General features: G+C 63.8%; 17 protein-coding genes. 8 read left to right on the forward strand and 9 right to left on the reverse strand.

Annotation, left to right across the window (positions count from 1 at the left end):
- The first annotated feature begins 274 nt into the window (after nt 1-274).
- From EOA13_RS07900 to fhuB, 6 genes are all read left to right on the forward strand, one after another.
- Nucleotides 275-973, forward strand: a complete 699-nt coding sequence (locus EOA13_RS07900) for a GntR family transcriptional regulator (RefSeq protein ID WP_127291104.1) — start codon at nt 275-277, stop codon at nt 971-973.
- Nucleotides 974-1,219: 246 nt separating this feature from the next.
- A complete protein-coding gene (locus EOA13_RS07905) occupies nt 1,220-2,575 on the forward strand; it encodes a glutamine synthetase family protein (protein WP_127268594.1) in 1,356 nt (451 codons plus the stop codon).
- A gap of 128 nt (nt 2,576-2,703) precedes the next feature.
- Nucleotides 2,704-3,588 carry an AraC family transcriptional regulator gene (locus EOA13_RS07910; protein ID WP_164780012.1) on the forward strand — a complete coding sequence of 295 codons (885 nt, stop codon included), beginning with the start codon at nt 2,704-2,706 and terminating at the stop codon, nt 3,586-3,588.
- Nucleotides 3,589-3,724: 136 nt separating this feature from the next.
- Nucleotides 3,725-5,911: a TonB-dependent siderophore receptor gene (locus EOA13_RS07915; RefSeq protein ID WP_245490327.1), complete on the forward strand. Its 2,187-nt coding sequence runs from the start codon at nt 3,725-3,727 to the stop codon at nt 5,909-5,911.
- 34 nt (nt 5,912-5,945) lie between these two features.
- Complete coding sequence (locus EOA13_RS07920; RefSeq protein ID WP_127291308.1) at nt 5,946-6,821, forward strand: ABC transporter substrate-binding protein; 876 nt, start codon at nt 5,946-5,948, stop codon at nt 6,819-6,821.
- The gene (gene fhuB, locus EOA13_RS07925; RefSeq protein ID WP_127291106.1) at nt 6,814-8,820 is read left to right on the forward strand and encodes a Fe(3+)-hydroxamate ABC transporter permease FhuB; all 2,007 of its coding nucleotides are present in this window, start codon (nt 6,814-6,816) and stop codon (nt 8,818-8,820) included. The genes EOA13_RS07920 and fhuB overlap by 8 nt, the downstream gene beginning before the upstream one ends.
- Before the next feature lie 24 nt (nt 8,821-8,844).
- On the opposite strand, the gene EOA13_RS07930 is transcribed toward fhuB, so the two are convergent.
- The 5 genes from EOA13_RS07930 to EOA13_RS07945 form a co-directional block, all read right to left on the reverse strand.
- Nucleotides 8,845-9,654, reverse strand: a complete 810-nt coding sequence (locus EOA13_RS07930) for an amino acid racemase (RefSeq protein ID WP_127291108.1) — start codon at nt 9,652-9,654, stop codon at nt 8,845-8,847.
- Nucleotides 9,651-10,517 carry a cation:dicarboxylase symporter family transporter gene (locus tag EOA13_RS07935; protein WP_281040865.1) on the reverse strand — a complete coding sequence of 289 codons (867 nt, stop codon included), beginning with the start codon at nt 10,515-10,517 and terminating at the stop codon, nt 9,651-9,653. The genes EOA13_RS07930 and EOA13_RS07935 overlap by 4 nt, the downstream gene beginning before the upstream one ends.
- Nucleotides 10,406-10,936: a cation:dicarboxylase symporter family transporter gene (locus tag EOA13_RS39340; RefSeq protein WP_281040866.1), complete on the reverse strand. Its 531-nt coding sequence runs from the start codon at nt 10,934-10,936 to the stop codon at nt 10,406-10,408. Before EOA13_RS39340 ends, EOA13_RS07935 begins: the two co-directional genes overlap by 112 nt.
- Nucleotides 10,937-11,013: 77 nt before the next feature.
- On the reverse strand, nt 11,014-11,853 hold the full coding sequence (locus EOA13_RS07940; protein ID WP_164778346.1) for a transporter substrate-binding domain-containing protein: 840 nt from the start codon (nt 11,851-11,853) through the stop codon (nt 11,014-11,016).
- Between the two features lie 206 nt (nt 11,854-12,059).
- The gene (locus EOA13_RS07945; protein WP_127291110.1) at nt 12,060-12,749 is read right to left on the reverse strand and encodes an SDR family NAD(P)-dependent oxidoreductase; all 690 of its coding nucleotides are present in this window, start codon (nt 12,747-12,749) and stop codon (nt 12,060-12,062) included.
- Nucleotides 12,750-13,102: 353 nt separating this feature from the next.
- Here EOA13_RS07945 and EOA13_RS07950 point away from each other — a divergent pair, with 353 nt between their 5' ends.
- Nucleotides 13,103-14,218, forward strand: coding sequence for an anhydro-N-acetylmuramic acid kinase (locus EOA13_RS07950; RefSeq protein ID WP_127291112.1), 1,116 nt, complete (start codon nt 13,103-13,105; stop codon nt 14,216-14,218).
- 58 nt (nt 14,219-14,276) lie between these two features.
- Here the strand turns inward: EOA13_RS07950 and EOA13_RS07955 are convergent, their stop codons facing one another.
- From EOA13_RS07955 to EOA13_RS07965, 3 genes are read right to left on the reverse strand one after another with little or no spacing between them, the layout of a single operon-like run.
- Nucleotides 14,277-14,705 carry a GNAT family N-acetyltransferase gene (locus EOA13_RS07955; protein WP_127291114.1) on the reverse strand — a complete coding sequence of 143 codons (429 nt, stop codon included), beginning with the start codon at nt 14,703-14,705 and terminating at the stop codon, nt 14,277-14,279.
- Nucleotides 14,702-16,093 carry a sigma-54 dependent transcriptional regulator gene (locus tag EOA13_RS07960; RefSeq protein ID WP_127291116.1) on the reverse strand — a complete coding sequence of 464 codons (1,392 nt, stop codon included), beginning with the start codon at nt 16,091-16,093 and terminating at the stop codon, nt 14,702-14,704. The genes EOA13_RS07955 and EOA13_RS07960 overlap by 4 nt, the downstream gene beginning before the upstream one ends.
- Nucleotides 16,090-17,928 (reverse strand): sensor histidine kinase, encoded by a 1,839-nt coding sequence (locus tag EOA13_RS07965; RefSeq protein WP_127291118.1) that lies wholly within the window; start codon nt 17,926-17,928, stop codon nt 16,090-16,092. The genes EOA13_RS07960 and EOA13_RS07965 overlap by 4 nt, the downstream gene beginning before the upstream one ends.
- A 304-nt stretch (nt 17,929-18,232) precedes the next feature.
- Between EOA13_RS07965 and EOA13_RS07970 the strand changes: the two genes are divergently transcribed.
- A complete protein-coding gene (locus EOA13_RS07970) occupies nt 18,233-19,561 on the forward strand; it encodes a dicarboxylate/amino acid:cation symporter (RefSeq protein WP_023808783.1) in 1,329 nt (442 codons plus the stop codon).
- 69 nt (nt 19,562-19,630) lie between these two features.
- Here EOA13_RS07970 and EOA13_RS07975 read toward each other — a convergent pair.
- A partial coding sequence (locus tag EOA13_RS07975) for an ROK family protein (protein WP_245490328.1) occupies nt 19,631-20,448 on the reverse strand: 818 nt, incomplete at its 5' end.

Here is a 20,448-nt window from a genome sequence, read left to right on the forward strand (position 1 = left end):
AAAAAGCCAGACAGCGGCCAGAGGTGCAAGTGCATGCGAGGTCAAGATTTGTGATGACCGTTTTGCACAGCGTGGCAGAGACGCCATATGCCTGACAATCAGCCGTGAGCCTTGGCGCGACGCGTCGGCTTGCCGTGCAACGATCGAAGCGTCTATCATGTGCTTGATAAGTCGCTGACTTCGGCGTTCTCGCCGGGCTCGGCCACGCAGAATTCCCAGCGGTGAAACCAGCCGGCCGCACAGATTTCTGAACCGATGAAGCAGCGCCCCGCCAATGGCCGACAAAACACAATTCGGGTTGACCGCCGTCGACACCGTTCCCTTGCATGAAAAAGTCTATCTGGAACTTGTGCGGGCGCTGATGTCCGGCCAGTTCACGCCGGGCCAGAAGCTGACGTCGCGAAAACTCGCAAGGGAACTCGGCACCAGCGACATGCCGGTGCGCAGCGCCTTCATGCGGCTGCAGGCGCTGCGGGCGCTCAGCCCGATGCCGAACGGCAGCGTCGAAGTGCCGGCGATATCGGCCGAGCGGTTTTCGCAGTTGACCGCGGTGCGGACTATCCTCGAAGGCTCGGCGACCGAACTGGCGACAAAACGCATCAATGGCAACAATCTGCGCACGATCCGACGCCACGCCACCGACCTGACTTTGGCGGCCCGCAAAGGCGATATCGACGATTATCTGCGCAAGAACCACGACTTCAAATTCTCGATCTATCGCCATTGCGGCAACGAGCAGATGATCTTCCTGATCGAAACCGTATGGATGCAGGTCGGCCCTTTCCTCAGGAACCTTGCCATGGGTTTCGAGGATAACCTCGCCTCCATCCTCGACATCGACTTTCACGAGGAAGTCGTCGCTGCGATCAAGGCCCAGGATGGCGAGCGCGCCCGCGCTGCCATCGTGCGCGACATCGACGAAGGGGCCTCGCACATACTGCAGCAGGCGAGATTTCCGAAGGCGAGAAACTGATGCGCGTCGCGTTTGTGCGGATTCGGGCGACGCCACTTGGCTTTCCGGCCTCTTGCCTCTATGTTGCGATCGCAGATCGCGCAATTGGTTTTGAAATGCCTCCCGACATTCCGGCTGTGACTTGAAAAAATAAGGAAAAACGCTTGGCGATAGCCAAGTCTGTTTTCCTAAAACTCACAAGCTATTTTTATCAGGGACAGTGCAGCCGGTCAGGTTGCGGCACCTTCGAAAACCAGAGGTCATAAATTGAGCGATGCAATTGCGGACGTTTTGAACTGGCTTGATAGCAGGACCGACATCCAGAGCCTGAGAGCCGCGGTGTGCGACCTCAACGGCATCATGCGCGGCAAGCGCATTCCCGTCGAGCAGGCAAGAAAGGCGCTGGAAGGCAAGCTGCGCATGCCTTTTTCGCTGATCGGGCTCGATGTCTGGGGCGAGGACATCGAAGGCAACACACTGGTATTCTCGACCGGCGATGCCGACGGACTGTGCCAGTGGACGGGGCGCGGCATTCTGCCGGTGGCCTGGACGGCGCATCCGACGGCGCTTGTCCCGCTCTGGCTCGCCGACGAAAGCGGCGCGCCCTATCTCGGCGATCCGCGACGGGCGCTGGCCCGGATCCTCGATCGCTACAAGGCCTTGGGCCTGACTCCGGTCGCGGCAACGGAACTCGAATTCTACCTCGTCGATCCGCAGTCGCAGCGGCCGGTCGGACCGGTCTCGCCGGTGACCGGACGCCGCCTCGATTCCGACGCGGCGCTGTCGATCGACGAGATCGACGACTTCGAATCCTTCATCCATGACGTCTACGAGGCCTGCCGGACGCAAGGCATTCCCGTCGACACCGCCATCGCCGAGAACGGCGTCGGCCAGTTCGAGATCAATCTGAACCATGTCGCGGACGCCTTGCGGGCGGCTGACGATGCGGTGCTGTTCAAGCGCACCGTGAAGGGCATTGCCCGCAAGCACGGTTTTGCCGCCTGTTTCATGGCCAAGCCCTATGGCGACCGGGCCGGCAACGGCTTTCACGTTCATTTCAGCCTGATCGACGGCGAAGGGCGCAACGTCTTCGATGACGGCACCGACCAGGGTTCTGAGACCATGCGCCATGCGGTCGGCGGCCTGCTTGCGGCAATGGCCGAAAGCACGCTGGTGTTCGCGCCGCACTTCAACTCCTACCGCAGGCTGCGCCCGAGATCCTATGCGCCGACCGCAGTCGCCTGGGGTTATGAGAACCGTATGGTCGCGATCCGCATTCCCGGCGGGCCAACCGGTGCGCGCCGCATCGAGCATCGCGTTTCGGGAGCCGACGCCAATCCCTATCTGGTGCTTGCGGCCATATTGGGCGCCGCGCTGACCGGCATCGAAAGACAAATATCGCCAGGCGATCCGATCGGCACCGACGGCCAGGGACTTCCGCCGGCAAAGCTGCCGCCGGACTGGGCGTCGGCGATCGCCGCCTTCGAGAGCGGGACGCATGTGGCGGAGATTTTTCCAGCCATCCTGCGCGACTCCTTCGTTGCCTGCAAACGCCAAGAATTGAACACGTTCGCGCTCAATGTCAGCGATTTCGAAATCGAGACATACCTCGAAAGTGTTTGAGGCCCGATTGCCCCAGCGGCATTGGTTCGGGCCGATTTTCGAGCAGCCGCAAAGCACTTGCGGTGGGGTCGCTAACCGGGCATAAACATGATAGTTTTTATCATGTATTATGGTTGGGATCACAGGACTTGACCTTCGTTGCGCGCATGGAAAGCCGGATTGAGGGCTTTTCAGTCATTGGCGATCTGAAATGGCATGTCTGGGACGGCGTGGTCGCCGACCTCTGGGATGTCTCATGCGGTGACAAGGCCGAAGGCTATTACGTCTCTCCCGACCCCCGGCTGTTCGTCGCGCTCGATGTGGATGGCGATGGCGCGTTCTTCGTCGAAGACGCCAAGGGCGAATTGCGCCGCCACGACCAGGCTTTTTCCATGGCCTACATACCGGCCGGCGTGCCGATCCGCGGCCGGGTCGAGGGGCTGCGGCGGATCCGGCATCTCGACCTGCATTTCGACGCCGCAGTGCTGACGCGCCGCTTCGGCCGCAGCCTTGACCACGAGGCCTTGCGGATGTCGCGCTTCCAGTTTCGCGACGACCGGATCGCAATGCTTGCCGGCCTGATCGCCGCCGAATGCGGCAGCGACCGGCCTCTGCATGATCTCTATGGCGAGGGTCTGCTCAATGCCTTGTTCGCAAGCCTGTTCCAGATCGACCGGCCTGATACCCTTAGGCGGCGGTCGCCGCTGTCGCGCCGCAAGCTGCGTCTCGTCACCGACTACATCGACGCGCATTGCCTGGAAAGGATCCGGCTTGCCGATCTCGCCGCGCTGACCGGCCTGTCCGAAACCGCGATGAGTCATGCCTTCAAGGCGGCGACCGGCGTGCCGCCGCATCGTTGGCAGATGCAGGCGCGGGTCGACAGGGCCAAGGCGATGATGGCGCGTGACACCGCTTCACTCGGCGACATCGCCGAGGCAACGGGTTTTTTCGACCAGGCGCATCTGACGCGTGTGTTCAAGTCGATTGTCGGCGTGACACCCGGCGCCTGGATGAGGAGCACCAGTCGCCAGTGACATTTCCGCAACATCACACCGCGATGTCCCTCGTTTGGACAAGAATGGACAAACCGCTCAATTCCGTCCAATGACCAGCAGATAAGTTGAGATAAATGATCAAGTATCTCAATATCGACAGGCGGGGACTTTCCTGATGAGCAGAACTTACCGGATGAAGGCGCTTCTGGCGGCCAGCGTCGCCGCGGCCGCGATGATCCCGCCAATGGCCGCGTTCGCGCAGTCGGTGCAAACCAGCACCCAGCTTGAACCGGTGGTGGTCGAGGGCGAGGCCGGCGACGGCGCGACCGGACCGGTTAAAGGCGTCGTCGCCAAAAAAAGCAGGACCGGCTCCAAAACGGCAACCGACATCAAGGATATCCCGCAATCCGTGTCGGTGGTCGGCCGTCAAGAGATCGACGACCAGGGCGCGCAGAAGGCTGATGAGGCCTTGCGCTACACGGCCGGCGTCTTCGCGCAGCCCTTCGGCCCCGACAGCGACACCAACTGGCTGTTCATCCGCGGTTTCCAAGCCACGGCTGATGGCACCTACATGGATGGGCTGCAACTGTTCAGCTACGCCTTTGGCGGCTTCTACGTAGACAGTTTCGGGCTTGAGCGCATCGAGGTGCTGAAGGGACCGGCCTCCGTACTCTATGGCGGCAGTAATCCCGGTGGCCTGGTCAACTATGTCAGCAAGCGGCCGGACTTCGAACGCACGCGCTATGTCGAAACCGGCGTCAACGACGCCGGCAATGTCTATCTCGGCTTCGACATCGGCGACGTCGCCAAGGATGGCGCGGTCAGCTACCGGATGACGGGCAAGGTCGCCGGGGGCGACACCTATAGCCTGCAAAATGGCTGGCGCGGTTTCATCTCGCCCAGCATTACCTGGAAGCCGGACGAAGCGACCACGCTGACCATCCTGGCCAACTACAGCCACATCGATGAGAACCACAATGGCGGCAGCTTTCTGCCTTATGATGGCACCGTGGTCGACCACATTGTCGGCGGCGTGAACTACGGTCGCATCGATCCGGACGCGAATTTTACCGAGCCCAGCATCGATCTCTACAAGCGTGAACAGGGCTCCGTCGGCTATGAGTTCGAACACGAGTTCGACAATGACTGGACGGTCCGCTCCAACGCCCGCTTCACCGCCGCTGATATCAATGAGGTCAGCGTCTATCCGAATGGCTGGTCAACCATCGGAGGCCCCACCGATCTGGCCCGGATAAATTTCGACCATGACACCATGGCCAAGACCTTCCTTGTCGACAATCAGATCGAAGGCAAGGTTGTAACCGGTCCTGTCGAACATACGATACTCGCCGGCATCGATTTCAAATATTACAACATCGACCAGGTCCAGTCGTCTGGCCTCTACGACGAAAACTATGACAACCCCATCGACGCCTTCCATCCAGTATACGGCTCGCCACTGACGCCACGTGTCAGCTACCTCAACCAGGACCTGACGCAGAAGCAGCTCGGCTTCTATGCCCAGGACCAGTTGCGCTTCGGCGATGGCTGGCTGGTGACGCTGAACGGCCGCTACGACCGTGGTTGGCTCGACGCCGACAATCGTCCGACCTACTACAGCAGCAGCTCCAGTTCACAGAGCCAGACTGTCGGAGATTTCTCCGGGCGAGCAGGACTGGCCTACGAATTCGACAACGGCGTTACCCCCTATGCCAGCATCGCCACCTTCTTCAACCCGATCATCGGCACCGACGCATTGGGCAATCTGTTCAAGCCGGAAGAAGGCACGCAATACGAAGTCGGCGTGAAATACGTACCGACCTTTGTCGATGGCCTGTTCACCGTGTCGCTGTTTGACCTGACGCGCCAGAACGTCCCTTCCAATGTCACTCTGTTCACGCAGATGCAGACCGGTGAAGTGCGCTCTCGCGGTGTTGAACTCGAAGGCAAAGTGAACGTGACCGACGATTTCCGGGTCACGGGTGCATTCACGGCCTACGACATCGACATCACCAAGGACGCCAACCCGGCGCTCATCGGCAAGACACCCTTCATCGTCCCCGAGATTATGGCTTCCGCCTCGATCGACTACACGTTCCGTGGCGACTGGTATGACGGCATCTCGATCGGCGGCGGCCTGCGTTATGTTGGCTCTTCGTGGGCCGACAATGAGAACACGGCCAAAGTGCCGGCGGTCACGCTGGCCGACCTGAAACTCGGCTACGAGAAGGAGAACTGGGGGATCGATCTGAACATCACCAATCTCTTTGACAAAACCTATGTGTCGAGTTGCCAGACGACGCTGACCTGTTCCTATGGCGAAGGCCGCTCGTTCAAGCTGAAGGCGCATACGACTTGGTAGTCGACTTGGTTACAGCTTGCCAAACAAGCCAGTGATGATCCATCTGCCCAACAGACGGCAGGTGCTTGCGCTGGCGGCCGCGGCATTGCTGCCACCGGTCGCCGCCAGGGCGGCGGCGATGCGCGTTGCCGCGATCGACTGGGGCATGCTGGAGACGTTGCTGGCGCTCGGCATCGAGTCGGTGGCGGCGACCGAACTGATCCAGTTCCGCAAGATCGCGGTCGAGCCGGCGGTTCCTCAATCGGCAACCGATCTCGGGCTGCGCTTCGCGCCCAATTACGAGCTGCTGCGCATCGTCGCGCCTGATCTCATCGTGACCTCCAATTTCTACGAGTACCAGCGCCCGATGCTGGAGCGCATCGCGCCGGTGTTTGCGCAAACGGTGTACGAGGCCGGCGTGCCACCTTATGCGCTCGCTGAGGCGGCGACACTGGCCCTGGGCGAAAAGCTGGGACGGCAGGCTGAGGCGAAGCGCTACGTCGATGAGACGGCGGTCGAGATCACGCAGCTTGGCGCCACCTTGCCCCCCTCCCCCGCGCGGGTCTTCGTCATCAGTCTCGGCGATAGCAGGCATTTTCGAGCCTTTGGCCGCGATTCCATGTTCGGCGATGTGCTGACGCGTCTCGGCCTGGTCAATGCATGGACCGACGAGACGAGCTACAGCGCGGCGGCACCCGTCGGACTGGAGGCGCTAGCGCGCGTGCCCGAGGCGTCGATCCTGATCGTTTCGCCACTGCCGGCGGATGTCGGGCGTTCGCTTCCTACAAATGCCTTGTGGAACGCGCTACCCGCTGTCCGCCAGGGGCGTGTTGCTGTGCTGGATCCGGTCAACCATTTCGGTTGCCTGCCATCGGCACGCCGCTTCGCGCGTCTGGCGACGGCCGCCCTTGCCGGGCAGAGCCATGGCTGAGCGTGCCATGAACGATCGCACCGCGACGAGTGCCGCGCTGTCGCCAATCGCCCTGTGGGGCCTCCTGGCGGCGCTGGCCGCGCTCCTCTTCGCATGGCGCGTCGGCATGCAATGGCCGGCCGCACCGCCGGGCGACGGCATTGATCTCGACAGCGTCATCCTGGTCTACAGCACGCTGCCGCGCGCCGCCGTGGCGGTGCTGGCCGGCGCGGTGCTCGGCCTGTCCGGCCTGCTGTTGCAGCATGTGCTGCGCAACCCGCTGGCCGAACCGTCGACGCTCGGTATTTCGGCCGGCGCGCAACTGGCCATGACGATCGCCTCGCTTTACGCACCGCCGCTGATGGAGCGGTCGCAGGGCTTGGTCGCCTTCGCCGGTGGCATCGCCGCGGTGCTGCTGGTGCTGGCATTGACCTGGCGGCGCGGGCTGGAACCGGTCTCCGTCGTGCTCGCCGGGATGATGGTGGCGCTGACCGCCAGTTCCGTCAGCGCAGCACTGATCCTCGCCAATGGCGAGTACCTGTTTTCGCTGTTCATCTGGGGCGGCGGATCGCTGGTCCAGCAGGACTGGGAGCCGACCATCGCGCTGACGATCAGGCTGGCGGCCGGTGTGGTTGCCGCATTGATGCTGCTGCGGCCGCTGACCATTCTTGGTCTCGACGATGCCTCGGCACGCGGCCTGGGCGTCGCCCGTCACTCAAGCCGCTTTCTCATCATCGCGCTTGCCGTGTGGATGGCGACGTCAGTCGCGGCAGAGGTTGGCGTCATCGGGTTCGTCGGTCTTGCAGCGCCGGCGCTGGCCACGCTTTCGGGCGCCCGCACACTGCGCCAAAAACTGATCGCCGCGCCGCTGATCGGCGCCGTGCTGCTGTGGCTGACGGACGGGCTGGTACAGCTGGCCGCCGGTTCCGGTGGCGAACGCATTCCGACCGGTGCCGGCACCGCCCTGCTCGGCGGTCCGCTGCTGCTGTGGCTGTTGCCGCGGCTGCGCCTTTTCGAGTGGCCGCATCTCGGTTCGAATGGTACCGCACCGCGCAAGGCCAGCCGGCCCTGGCTCATCATCCTGCTTCTGCTTGCGCTGGCGCTTGTCGCTGCCATCGTGGCGCTTGTCGTCGGGCGTGGCCCGGACGGCTGGTCTATTGCTGGGGGAGACCTGTTAACCGACCTCACCGCGTGGCGTGCGCCGCGGATCGGCGTGGCGGCCGCCGCCGGCGCCATGCTCGCGGCCGCCGGCGTCGTCATCCAGCGGGTCACCGGCAACCCGCTGGCAAGCCCCGAAGTGCTGGGAGTCGGCACCGGCGCCGGTGCCGGCCTGACAGCCGTGCTGATGGTCAGCGCCACGGCCAGTCCCGGCTGGCAGCTCGCCGGCTCAGCCCTGGGCTCACTGGCGGCCTTGATTGCCATGCTGGCCCTTGCCGCACAAGCAAAGTTCGGTGCCGAGCGGCTGCTGCTTGCCGGTATCGCCATGAGCGCGCTGTGCAGCGCTGCGATCACCGCGACGGTCGCGATGGGCAACGCGCAGTCCTACATTCTGTTGCGCTGGCTGAGCGGCTCGACCGGCCAGGCGTCGGCGCTCGATGCAGGGCTAGCACTCGCCTGTCTGTTGCCGCTGACGTTGCCGCTGTTTCTTGCCGCCCGCTGGCTGGACATCCTGCCGCTCGGGTCCGGCAGCGCACGCGGGCTGGGCGTGCCGGTTGCCGGCGGACGGCTGATGCTGATCATCGTTGCCGCGCTGCTGACTGCGCTGGCCGCCATGGTCGTCGGGCCATTGAGCTTCGTCGGCCTGATCGCGCCACACCTTGCCCGTCTGGTCGGCTTTTCCCACGCCCGCGTCCATCTCGCCGGAGCGATGCTTCTGGGCGCCCTGCTGATGATCGTCTCGGACTGGCTGTCGCGCATGGCGGCCTTTCCCTACGAACTGCCCGCGGGCCTGTTCGCTTCGCTGCTTGGCGGGCCGTATCTCGTCTACCTGCTTGCCAAGGGCGTGCCGCGCCAAGGCTGACGGGTTCCGAAATGCTATGAGGTTCTATCCATAGGGCCAGGCCAGTGCGGCCAAGCTGGCGCGCATCGATCGGTCATGTTCCGGCAGCCGCGATACGGTCGGCAGGCCGCGGGCTTCCTGGGCACCGAAGCCCAATCGGTTCAGACAGGCTCTTGCCAAGGCCGCATTGCTGTCGATGACGACCAATCCATTGATATCGTTGAGGCTGGCGGCCACCACCGACAGTTCGGTGCAGCCGAGCAGGGCGGCATCGGCGCTGGCCGCTTGCGCGATGTCGAGCGCGCGCTCGGTTTCAACCGCCGCATCCGCGATCGAACCCGCCTTGACGAGGCTGATCGCGCTGTCGACGCAGGCCTGAAACTCGGTGTTCGCGGGAAGGCAGAGCTCAAATCCCGCTGCCGACATCCTGTCCTGATAGAAGCCGGAGACCAGCGTGCCTTGGGTGGCGAGAACAGCAACCCGGCCCTGATCCAGGCTGCGACGCGTCTCCGTCACCACAGCATCTCCGATATGGATGATTTCCGCGCGCGAATTCGCCGCCAGTTGGCCGTACCAATGGTGGGCGGTGTTGCACGGCATCGCGATGCGGGCGACACCGAGCGCATTGAGCGTCGCGACCGCGGCTTTCAAAGGCGCCAGCGGCCCGTCATGGCCGGCAAGGATCGCTTCGGTCCTGTCGGGCAGCTGCGGGACACTGAGGATCACGGCAGGCACATGTTCGTTGTCCCTGAGCGCCTGGGTCATCCGGGTCAGCTTGAAGTAGAAATCAGCCGAGGCAAGCGGCCCGAGACCGCCGATAATGCCGAGCTGGGGACGGATGCTGTCGTCGATCATCCGACAGGCTCGGCTTCGAGCTGGTCCGAGGCGGCGTCAGGCGGCGTCGTCTCCCTGTGGCTGGGAGCGATCATTGCCGTGCTCGCCGCGACGGTGCAAACGCTGGCCAGCGTCATGAACGTGTCGACGGCTGCATCCACCGCGACGAACAGGACGAACGCCGCCTCGAAGGGAAGCTTCAGGTATCCGCAGACGATGGACATCTGCGACAGGATGAGCAGGCTGCCCATGCCGCCGGTGGTGAGCGCGAGAAGCGCTGAGATGATACCGACGAGCACGAGGTCCGAGACTGCAAGCTGGTGGCCGTAAAGCTGGGCGATGAAAAGCGCACCCGAGGTGTAGAGCAGTGCCGGGCCTGTCCGCAGCAATGCCGCCTGCAGCGGCACGAGCAGTTCGACGACCACCAGGTTGAATCGCAGGCGCTCGCCCAGCAGGTTGATGACCCATGGGAGCGAGGCGACCGTAGAGCGTGTGGTGATGGCCACCATGAGAAGGGGCTGGCAGGTCTTGATCGTGGTCCAGTAGCTTCGTCGCGACCGGATGGCGATAATGGCAAAAGCCCCGGCAACGAATATGAGGCAGGAAAGGCCCATCACCAGCAGGTAACCGCCCATCAGCGTGAGCGGCTTGGTTCCGGTCGACGCGGTCTGGTCCGCGATCAGGATGAAGGTTGCAAAGGGCAACCCCCAGATGAACCAGTTGGTGAGCACCGTGCAGGCCCGGTAGACGGCGTTGAGCGCCTGGGTCAGGCTCATGGACGAGGGCTGGGGAATCTTCCCCATCGCGAGCCCGAAAAGCAGGCAGAACAGCAGGACCTGAATGGTCTGGCCCGAGGCCAGGGCATTGAAGACGTTGTTCGGCACCAGGTCGAGCAGGATCGAGTGCCCGCCATTGGGATCCCCGTTGGAGGCGGCGGCTGGAACGGGAAGGCGAGATCGGTGGATACGCTGCCTTGCGAATTGATGAACTCGCCAAGCTCAATACGCGACTGGGGATTCTCGATCTGGCCCGGCTGAAGGATCAGCGACAAGGTGCCACTCACCAGCACGCTCAGGAACGACACGACCAGCACGGCCATACCCACCTTGCCGAGGTAGCGGACCGATTTCGGGTCCTGGACCATCGCCGTGATGGAGAAGATGACCGACGAGACCAAATAGGGCAGGACGACCATCTTGAGGAAATTCAGGTAGAGCTGTGCGACAGGGCTGATCGCATGGGCAAAATCTGGATAGTAGAGGCCGCACAGTATCCCTGCAGCGATCATCGCGATCGTCGTCACGGGTGATCGCAGTATGCGCCTGGCCATCAGGCGCCAGTCGAAAGGCAGAGGGCCGGCTGCGTCGGAGATGGCCATCGTCAGGCTTTGCTCCCCAGGCGATAGCGGGCGATGATCTCGTCCGTGTTGAGAACCTGCTGACCCCGCGCGAGATCGAGATACAGATCGACAAAGGCTGCGAGATGCGGATTGTCCGGCCGCACGCCGACTGCGATCGTATCGACCTTGTCGGTCAGCGTGATGGAGCGTGCTACGACCGTCATCGACGGATCGTCGACCATCAGCTTCTTGATCTCGAAATCATCGCGATAGGCCATGTCGATCGTCCCGTTTCGGATCGCATCGATGATCAGATCCCAGCTTGCCAGGCGGTGGATTTGCGCATGCGGGAAAGTCGTGGCCGCATAGGTGGCGAATGAAGAGCCCTCGATCACGCCAAGATCGCCTGAGAAATCACGGACAATCTGTTCGGGCGGCTTGCCTTGCGCGATACGCGCCAGGTTGAGGCGGTTGGCGATCAGCCCTTGCCGCAGCATGGCGTAGGGGCGGGAATAGATGATCGACCGGCCGCGCTGAAGCGTCCGGCTGAGCTTGCCAATCGCCATGTCGGCCTGCCCGGAACTGACCTGTCTGACGATATCGTCGAACGTTGCGGCGGATCGGTCGAACACCGGCTCGACGCCAAGCGCCGCGGCGATGCCGTGGGCCAGTTCCATGTCTATGCCATCGTCCCCCGAGCCGTCGGCCGGGAAGAACGGATTGGAAGCGAAGGCCGGCATTGCGATGCGCAATGCATCGCCGCTCGCGATAGGTTGAGGGGCGTTCTCCGCCTGCTGTCCAGGAGTGCTGGCTGCCCGCGCTTGCGAGATCAGCAACCCGCCGCTCCCGGCCGCAAGCAGTGTACGACGTGTAACCGGCATGCGCGTTCTCAATTAACCCGGGAAAGCCAGCAACATGCACAACCCACGTTAAACAAACGTATATATTACACTGTGCCTTTTTATGTATTGGATAAGCAGCTTAGCGCCTCAAAATATGAGCATCACCTTACATACAAGGAATGGCGGAAGGATCGCGTTACTTCCTGCGGGGCGATCAGCTGGCCCGTGGGCGATCATCTGCACTGTCAAAACGTCTCGACCCAAGGCCGTAACTCAAGCTCCGAACTCCAGGCGCTGCGATGCTGGCGATGGGTTGTGAGATAGGCCTCGGCGATGGCGTCCGGCGACAGGCGGCGGTCCGGCCGGTCGGGATCGGCTGCCTGTCCGGGCGGCTCGATCTGGCCGTCGATGATGAAGTGGGCGACGTGGATGTTCTGCGGGGCGAGTTCGCGGGCCATGGACTGCGCCAGACCGCGCAGGCCGAATTTCGGCATGGCAAAGCCGGCCGAGCCGGGAAAGCCCTTCACACTGGCGGTGGCGCCGGTGAACAGGATCGAACCGGATCCCCGGACAAGCAGCCGGCGCGCCGCCTGCTGGCCGACCAGGAAGCCGCCATAGGCGCCGACCAGCAATGCCTGTTTGACCGCTTCGGCCTCGAGCTCGGCGACCGGGCCGCGTGTGCGTGCGCTGGCGTTGAACACCACGAGCGCCAGCGGCCCGGCCTTGTCGGCGGTGTCGAACAGCCTGGCGACGGACGCAGCGTCGGCGACATCCGTCTCAACGGCCAGCGCACCGGTCTCATCGACCAGAGCGCCCAGCTTCTCGACGTTGCGGGCGGCCAGAACCACGCGAAAGCCTTCCCGGGTGAGAAGGCGGGCAAGCGAGGCGCTCAGACCAGCGCCTGCGCCTGCAATGACGGCCACATCGGATGTCATGATTTTCTCTCCTTGCGGATTTCGGCGGAAGCGTTTCGCCAGATCGAGCAAGGTCGCGCCTTCGCGCATGATAGGCAAGAGGTGGCATTGCCGCTGTGTTGAGCCCAAACGACCGCAGAACCGGCGTTGCGCGGTCCAGCATCGCCTGTGGCGCTACGAAGGCCGCTCGGCCTTCAGCAACGAGACCGCCACTTCGAAAGTGGCAAGGCTTGGACTTGCCCGCCAACCGGATTCATCCGACCGACATTTTGACGGTAGAATCGTTAGGCGATCTCATCAATGGGGACTGGAGCATGGTCCCGAAAAGTGGGAAACGGTTTTCGGAAAAGATCATGCTCAACGAGGAAACGACCATGGAACCAATCTGGGCCGTCGGCCTGATGACCGGCACGGTGCTGGACGGCAACATCGACGTCGCGCTGATCAAGACCGATGGCGAGCAGATCGAGGATTTCGGCACCTATCGGCTGATGCCCTATCCCCCATCTATCCGCTCCCTGCTGGAAGAGACGCTGACGCAGGCGCGGGCGTGGAATTTCGTCGGGCCGGAGCCGACGATCTTCCGTACCGCGGAGCAAGCCCTGACGCGCGCGCAGTCGGCGGCCGTCAAGGAGTTGGTCGAAGGCTATGGCATGACGATGGCCGATATCGGCATCGTCGGTTTTCACGGCCAGACCGTTTTGCATCGCGCGCCGCAGGTTGGACGGCTGGGCCAGACCCGGCAGCTCGGCGACGGTGAGCTGATGCATGCCATATTGGGCACCAAGGTCGCATACGATTTCCGCTCGGCCGACATACGCGCCGGCGGGCAAGGCGCGCCGCTGGCCGCGGTCTATCACACCGCGCTGATGCGCGGCGCCGGCGCCAATGGCGAGGTCGCCGTACTCAATCTCGGCGGCGTCGCCAACATCACCTGGTGGGATGGCATTGACAATGTCGTCGCCTTCGACACCGGACCGGCCAACGCGCCGCTGAACGATTTCATCAAGTCGAAGGGGCTCGGCGAGATGGACCGCGACGGCGCGCTTGGCCGTGCAGGTAAGGTGGATGAGGCCCGGCTGGCCAAGCTGTTGCAGCACCCTTATCTGAGCAAAGCCTACCCGAAATCGCTGGACCGTTTCGACTTCGGTGCCGCGATGGCGGACGGCCTGGATGCCGAGGATGGTGCCGCCTTGCTCACCGCCTTCACCGCCGGCGCCGTCGGCAAGGCACTCGACCTCTTACCAAGCCGGCCTAAAAAGCTGGTGGTCAGCGGCGGTGGTCGCCATAACCCGACCATGATGGCAATGCTGGCCAGCCGCGCCGGCGTCGAGGTGGTGCTGGCGGAAAGCCTCGGTTGGAGCGGCGATGCGGTCGAGGCGGAGTGTTTTGCCTTCCTCGCGGTTCGCGTGTTGCGCGGCCTGCCGATCAGTTTCCCGAGCACCACCGGCGCGCCGCAGCCGATGCGTGGCGGAAAACTCGCCGGCTAGACTCTTGCTTTGACGCAATTCCGGACGGAAAACCGCTTCACACTTTTCCTGGAATTGCTCAACCGCCAACCAGTTTCTTTTGCAGGAAGATGCGGCTGCGGCCGACAGGGAAATCGGCCAGCGAGCCGAAGGGCCGATAGCCCTGGCGCTGATAGACCTTGGCGGCGTTCGGATTGAAGGTATCGATCCAGGCATTGTTGCAGCCGCGCGCCACCGCTTCCTGTTCGGCCGCGTCCAGCATCTTGCCGGCCATGTGCTGGCCTCGCAGCCGCTCATCGACCCAGAGCCATTGCACATAAAGCCATCCCCAGGCGGTATAGCCAGAGATGCCGGCGACGACCGCGCTATCCTCGCCCCGCACGAACACGGCAAGCGCCTTCCTCTCAGACGCGCCGACATCGCCGTCATTGAACGCCGTCAACCTTTCGCCGAGAAAGGCGAGTTCCTCCGGCGAGGGATTTGCCGTCGTTTCAATGGTAGTGTTCATCGCTTATCCGAGACGGGTTGCGTATCGGTATCGCCGCCGTTGCGAAATTCGGAGGCGGCAATGCCGTAGCGCTTGAGCTTGTCGTAGAAGGTCTTGCGCGGCACGCCCAGAGCATCAATGGCGCCGCGCACGTCGCCGCCATGGTCGCGCAATGCGTCGCGGATGAGCTGTGCTTCGTATTGGCCGACCCGTTCGGGCAATGCTGCCGCAGGCTCCGGCGAATGCGCGGAGACCGCCCTCCTCTCATCTTCCGGACCGAGGCCGAGCGCAACACGGTCGGCAAAATGGGCAAGCTCGCGCACATTGCCTGGCCAGTCATGCGACTGGAGATGATCGCTGACCGCAGCGTTCATCTTCGCGACAGGCCGGCCGAACCGTTCTGCCGCCTTGCCGAGGAAATGCCCAAACAGCATCGGGATATCGCCGCGCCGTTCGCGCAGCGGCGGTATGCGCAGAGTCACCACGTTGAGGCGAAAATACAGATCCTCGCGAAAATCGCCGCGCTGGTCCGACCGCCCGAGATCGACCTTGGTCGCGGCGACGACCCTGAGATCGATGCGCCTGATGTCGTTCGAGCCAAGCGGAGTGAGGCTGCGCGTTTCGAGCACGCGCAGCAGCTTGACCTGGAGCGCCGGCGGCATGGATTCGATCTCGTCGAGAAACAGCGTACCGCCGCTGGAATGCTCGATGCTGCCGATCCGCCGCCGCTGCGCGCCGGTGAACGCGCCCGCCTCATGGCCAAACAACTCGCTCTCGATGACCGTCTCCGGTAGGGCGCCGCAGTTCAGTGCCACGAAGGGTTTTGAGCGCCGCCGCCCCCACCTGTGCAGCAGGTCAGCCACCACTTCCTTGCCGGTTCCCGTTTCTCCCTCGACCAGCACGTCGACATCCATGTCGGCGATCTGGCGCAAGGTCTCGCGCAGCCGCTTGATGGCAGGAGCCTCGCCGATCAGCGGCAGGCCGTCAGTGGCGAGCGCCGCGGCTTCGCGCAGCCGCCGGTTCTCCATCACCAGTCGTCGCTTCTCCGATGCCCGTTTCAGCGCCTCGACAAGGCGGTCGCCGGCAAAGGGTTTCGGGATGAAATCGTAGACACCATCCTTGAGCGCGGCCACTGCGAGATCGACGTCGCCATGGCCGGTGACCAGGATCACGGGTATGTCGGCGTCGATCGCCTTGATGCGATCGAACAGCTGCAGCCCGTTCATGCCCGGCATGCGGATGTCGCTGACCACCACGCCCTCGAAATTCCTATCGACGACGGCAAGTGCGGCCTCGGCGGCGTCGAGTGCGACCACCGTGAAGCCGGCGAGTTCGAGCAATTGCGTGGTGGCGTGAAGCAGGTCGGCATCGTCTTCGACGAGCGCGACCAGCCCTGATCCCTGCGTCATTCTATCCGCCTCAAATCGATGGTGAAGGAGGCGCCTCCGGTGCTGCCGGGGGCGCTGGCGCTGCCGGGATCGAGACGCAGCGTGCCGCCCAATTCCTGGGCAATCTCCTGCGAGATCACCAGCCCGAGACCAAGCCCCTTCTCCTTGGTGGTCTGGAACGGCATGAACAGATTGCCGGCTGCTTCCGGGCCGAGACCTGGGCCATTGTCGCGCACCGAAATCAGCACCCTGTCGTCGTGCTCGGCAAGTTGGATCTCGATGCGGGGATCGGACTGGTCCTTCATCGCGTCGAGCGCATTCTGCAAAAGGTTGACGAGTATCTGCTCCAGCCGGATGCGGCTGGCCAGGACCACCGGCGAGGCATTGCCGCGCGGCTTGACGATGGTCACGCCGGAATCACGGATGCGGCCCGACAGCAGCGACAGCGCGCCATCAATTGCCTCGCGCACCGGCAGCGGCGAAGCGGCAACCCCGGGTCGACGGGCGAAAGTACGCAAGGTGCCGGTGATCGCGCCGATGCGCTCGGTCATCGACACGATCGACGTCAGATTGCCGCTGGCCGGTTCGGTCTTGCCGGTTTCGAGAAAGCGGCCCGCATTCTCGGCATAGGTGCGGATAGCGGCGACCGGCTGGTTGATCTCGTGCGCCACGCCGGCGGCGATTTGGCCGAGGATGGAAAGCCGGTTGGCCTGGGCGAGGTCGTCGCGCAGCCGGCGCACCTTGGCTTCGGCATTCTCGCGCTCGGCGATTTCACCGGCAAGTGCGGTGTTGGAGCGGGTCAGCTCGGCCGTTCGCGTGCTGACTCGGCTCTCCAGCTCGGCATTCATACGCGCCAGCGCCTCCTGCCTCAGCCTGCGCGTTCGCCGGCGCCGGGTCAGCACGTAGGCAAGCAAGCCCATCAGCAGAAGCCCAAGCAGCGTGGTCAGGCGCGCCGTGTTGGCGGCCGATGAAAGAGCAGCGTCGGCGGGAGTGAGCAGCCAGAGACGCCAGCCAGGAACAGCACCAGGCAAATCCTGCACCACCTCGACGAACTGGCGCGGTTTTCCCGCGTTGTCGATCGTCGCCAGGCCGTCACCCGCGCCGCGCCGGATCGGCAGCGGCTCGAAGCCTGCATCGGCCAACTGGAGCTGCTCGTGGGCTGCGGCGGTGTCCTCGGCCGACAGTGGTGCCAGCGCACGGAACCGCCAGTCGGGCTGGCTGGTAGCCAGCACCACGCCGCGTTCATCAGTGATGAACACAAGGAAACCGCTGGAACGCCAATTGGCTTCGACGCCGTCGAGTTCGACCTTCAGCACCGCAACGCCAAGCGGCTTGCCGCCATCGTCGACGCGGCTGGCAAGGTACAGCCCCGGTCTGCCGCTGATTGTGCCGAGGCCATATTGGCTGGCAGCACCCTTGCTCATCGCTTCCTGGAAATAGTGCCGAAAATTGTAATCGATGCCGACAAAGCTCGCCGGTTCGTCGGCATTGCTGGCTGATATGGCGATGCCTGCCGTATCGATGATGTAGATGGCGGATGCCGAGGCATCGCCGGCAATCGACTTGAGCTTGTCGTTGAGGGCCTTTTCTTTCATTTTTCCGGCCCGGCGCAGAGCGCCGCGCACCGCATCGTCTCTGGCCAACACCAGTGGAACCAGGCGCTGCTTTTCGATTTCGCCGGTCAGGGTTCCCGCCGCCAGCGGCAGTGCGGCGAGTGCCGTCTCGCGCAGATTATCGGCCGCCTGGCCGGAGGCGATGCGCCCGGCAATGGCGATCGCGCCGGCCAGAAAGGCAAGAGCGACGACCACGGCAACCCAGCGGCCATCGCGCAGCCGCGCCACCGCCTCGCGCAGCAATTCACGGCCGGCAAATCCAGGGAATCCGCTATCGGTGCCTGCTTGCGGCGTCTGCCCTCTCCCCTTTGCTCGCGGCTTTCGGCCAGTGTAATGCGAAAATCCGCCCAGGCAAACACTGCCTGTGCGGAAATCCGCACAGGCTTTGCCCGCATGACGTCAGACAAAGGCGGAAATCCCGTGGTTCCGGCCTTTCCGCGAACTGGCACAACGCTTGCAAAACTCCCTGGCAGCGGCGTGCGACCGGAGCGCCGCGATGGGAGAAGTCACGCAGGGCGCTCCGCCCCATCCGGCCAGGGAGAGTTCGATGCACATCGCAGACCAATCAGGCGCGCTTGCCGCGCAGCGCAAGCCTTTCTATGCCCAACTCTACGTGCAGGTGCTCGTCGCGATCACCGTCGGCATCCTGCTCGGCCATTTCTATCCGTCGGTCGGCGAGAGCATGAAGCCGCTCGGCGACGCCTTCATCAAGCTGGTCAAGATGATCATCGCCCCGGTCATTTTCCTGACCGTGACGACGGGCATTGCCGGCATGAGCGACCTGCAGAAGGTCGGACGTGTCGCCGGCAAGGCGATGCTCTATTTTCTCACCTTTTCGACGCTGGCTCTGATCATCGGCCTTGTCGTCGCCAATGTCGTGCAGCCGGGCGCCGGCTTCAACATCGACCCGGCGACGCTCGACGCCTCGACCATCAGCACTTACGCCGCCAAGGCGCACGACCAGTCGGTCACCGGCTTCCTGATGAACATCATCCCGTCGACCATCGTCGGCGCCTTCGCCGATGGCGACATCCTGCAGGTGCTGTTCTTCTCGGTGCTGTTCGGCATCGCGCTGGCGTTGGTCGGCGACAAGGGCACGCCCGTGCTCAATTTCCTGCAGGCGCTGACGACACCGATCTTCAAGCTGGTCAGCGTGCTGATGAAGGCCGCCCCCATCGGTGCCTTCGGCGCCATGGCCTTCACCATCGGCAAATACGGCATCGGCGCGGTCATCAACCTCGCCATGCTGGTCGGCACCTTCTACGTGACGTCGTTCCTGTTCGTGTTCGTCGTGCTTGGCGCGGTCTGCCGCTACAACGGGTTCTCCATCCTGTCGCTGATCCGCTACATCAAGGAAGAGCTGCTTTTGGTGCTGGGCACCTCCTCGTCGGAGGCCGCCCTGCCCTCGCTGATGGAAAAGATGGAGAAGGCTGGCGCCAAGCGCTCGGTCGTCGGCCTGGTCATCCCAACCGGCTATTCCTTCAACCTTGATGGCACCAACATATACATGACCTTGGCGGCGCTGTTCATCGCACAGGCGACCAACATCCACCTGTCGATGGGTGACCAGATCCTGCTGCTGCTGGTGGCCATGCTTTCCTCCAAGGGTGCCGCCGGCATCACCGGGGCCGGCTTCATCACCCTTGCGGCGACGCTTTCGGTGGTTCCGGCGGTGCCGGTCGCTGGCATGGCGCTGATCCTCGGCGTCGACCGCTTCATGTCGGAGTGCCGGGCGTTGACCAACTTCGTCGGCAATGCTGTCGCCACGCTGGTGGTGGCGCGCTGGGAAGGCGAACTCGACGAGGCCAAGCTGGCGAGGGCGCTGGCGGGCACGGCCGACGATAGCCTGCCGGCGGACGTTGTTCCCGCCGAGTAATGACGCGCGGTCAATGCGTAAAAGGCCGGAGGCGTGCTGCCTCTGGCCTTTGTCATGCAGGTCGCAACGTCAGACCGTGCCGGTCTTGCTCAGCGGCGTGTCCGGAAACGTGCTTGGGCCGACAGGCATGCGGGCTGCCAAAGTGCCGCCGTCGTCGAACAGCACAAGGCTGGCGGCGCCGACGAGCCCGGCATGGCGGCCGAGCTGGGCCTGAACGACCGGCACGTCGCGATAGGCGCGCATGGCCCGTTGCCTGATGGTCGCCTCGATGGTCGGCAGCATCAGATCGAGCCCATTGGCGATGCCGCCGCCAACGACCAGCACATCGGGCGAATAGAGATGCAGGAGATTGGTGAAGCCGACGCCCAGCCAGCGCGCTTCCTCCTCCAGCAAGGCCGAGGCAAGAGCGTCCTGCAGCCGTGCCGCCTCGACGACATGGCGGCCGGTCACCTCCGCGTCCGCTGACAAGCGTCGCAAGGTAGAGCCGTCTCCGGCTGCCGTGGCGGCGCTGGCGCGGCGGCCAAGTGCCGTTCCCGAGGCGATGGCCTCGAAGCAGCCAACGACACCGCATACGCAGCGCTCGCCTTCATTGGTGATGGTCATGTGACCGATCTCGGCGGCAAGGCCACGGCGGCCATGCAGGATGCGGCCGTCGACGACGACACCACCGCCAATGCCGGTGGAAACCGTGACGAAGACCAGCGAGCCCGCACCATGGCCGGCACCGAAACGCCATTCGCCGAGCGCCGCGGCATTGGCGTCGTTCTCCAGCCGCACCGGCAGGCCGAGCCGCCGCTCGAGGATGTCGGCAAGCGGCACGTCCAGCCAGCCGGCGAGTGTCGGCGGGCCGACGGCGATGCCGGCCAGCGGATCGAGCGGTCCCGGCG

It is taken from the genome of Mesorhizobium sp. M7A.F.Ca.US.011.01.1.1 (genome assembly GCF_003998295.1).
Lineage (GTDB): Bacteria > Pseudomonadota > Alphaproteobacteria > Rhizobiales > Rhizobiaceae > Mesorhizobium.